At 44.3% G+C, this 1,814-nt stretch carries 2 protein-coding genes; both read left to right on the forward strand.

Features of this window, described 5'->3' with window-relative positions:
- The first annotated feature begins 190 nt into the window (after window positions 1-190).
- Window positions 191-571, forward strand: coding sequence for a RidA family protein (locus tag BCT81_RS21905; protein WP_004742245.1), 381 nt, complete (start codon window positions 191-193; stop codon window positions 569-571).
- Between the two features lie 40 nt (window positions 572-611).
- Window positions 612-1,814: L-serine ammonia-lyase, iron-sulfur-dependent, subunit alpha (locus tag BCT81_RS21910; RefSeq protein WP_102425830.1), on the forward strand; the 1,203-nt coding region annotated here is incomplete at its 3' end.

Raw genomic sequence — 1,814 nt, forward strand, 5'->3', positions numbered from 1 at the left:
GTGTTTTGAAATCACCAAAATGACAGCATGCGCTTAAGTTGTTTGCAATCAATAACTTAAAGAGACTTTCATTTTTGAGATCTTTGATTGAATGATTTTTCTAGTATTTGTTGCAACTATTTTTGCATTTTATTGTTTTCAGTGTTTAAACTGTAGTTGAAATATTTGGCAAATCTGAATAGGAAGAATCATGAAAGAAATCATTACAGCAAATCAAGCGCCGGAAGCCATTGGTCCATACTCACACGGTAACGCATTCGGAAACCTTGTTTTCACATCAGGTCAATTACCGGTGTGTAAAGAGAAAGGTGGTGTTGTAGAAGGTGGCGTGAGTGAGCAATCTCGTCAGTCACTACTTAACCTCCAATATGTTTTACAAGCTGCAGGCAGCGACCTAGACCAAGTACTAAAAACAACGTGTTACTTATCAGACATTAATGACTTTGCAGCTTTCAATGAAGTGTACAAAGAGTTCTTTGAAAAAGACTGTCCTGCACGTAGCTGTTTTGCAGTGAAGGATCTTCCTCTAGGCGTGAAAATCGAAATCGAAGCGATTGCTGGTCGTAAGTAACTGCTCGTAAATAATTGAAGAATAGTGTGAGGTCCTTACTATGAAACACCAATGGCAACAGTATAAAGAGATTTTGAATACCGTCGTGAAGCCAGCGCTTGGCTGTACAGAGCCCATCTCCGCAGCTTACGCTTGTTCTGTTGCGGCCAAGATGCTTGTGGGTGCACCCGATAAAGTTCGCGTGTATGTATCGGATAATTTATACAAAAACTCTATGGGCGTGTTTGTTCCGGGGACAGGAAAAATTGGCCTACCCATAGCTGCAGCCGTGGGTGCGATTGGTGGGGACCCACACGCTGGCTTGGAAGTATTGGCGAACATCAGCGAAAAAGATGTCGAAAAAGCACAAGCGTTGATTGACGCAGGCCAAGTCAGCGCACACCGTAAAGATGTAGACGAATTCATCTATTGCTATGCGGAAGTAGAATCTGAAGGTCAAATAGCGGCCGTAGAAATCAGTGGCGGTCATACTCATATCATCAAAAAAACCTTAAATGGAACCGTTCTATTCAGCCAAGATTGCGATCAAACAATACCAACAGGTTCTATCTGTGATGGAATCGATATTGATATTGGTAGCATCTACAACTTTGCCACCAGTGCGGACTTCGACGATATTGCTTTTATACTCGAAGCATCGGCTCTCAACGGCAAGCTGTCAGAAGAAGGGTTAGCTCATGCCTATGGGCTTGAAGTCGGGCGTACTATGGTACAAGGCATTCAATTAGGCCTAATGGCAGAAGACTTGATGAATAAGATCGTCATGCAAACGGCTGCCGCGTCTGATGCTCGAATGGGCGGTGCGACGCTACCTGCCATGAGTAACTTTGGTAGCGGTAACCAAGGGATAGCTGCAACAATCCCTGTCGCGGTTATTGCCGAGCACTTTAAAGCGACTCAAGAGCAATTGGCACGAGCATTAATCATGAGTCACTTAGGTGCGATTTACATTAAGTCGCATTATCCACCGTTGTCTGCATTTTGTGGGAACACAGTCACGAGCGCTTCAGCGGCTATGGCGATGGTGTATCTTGCAAAAGGATCATTTGAGCAAGGCTGCTACGCGATTCAAAATGTACTGAGTGATTGTTCAGGCATGGTGTGTGATGGCGCTAAGTCTACCTGCGCAATGAAAGTGAAAACCTCAACCAGTGCTGCAGTTAATGGTTTCTTAATGGCAATGCGTTGTAATGAGGCACACAACCAAGGCATCGTTGCTGATGATGTTGAGACCAGTATCCGC

This window comes from Vibrio sp. 10N.261.52.A1 (assembly GCF_002876325.1).
Taxonomy (GTDB): domain Bacteria; phylum Pseudomonadota; class Gammaproteobacteria; order Enterobacterales; family Vibrionaceae; genus Vibrio; species Vibrio chagasii.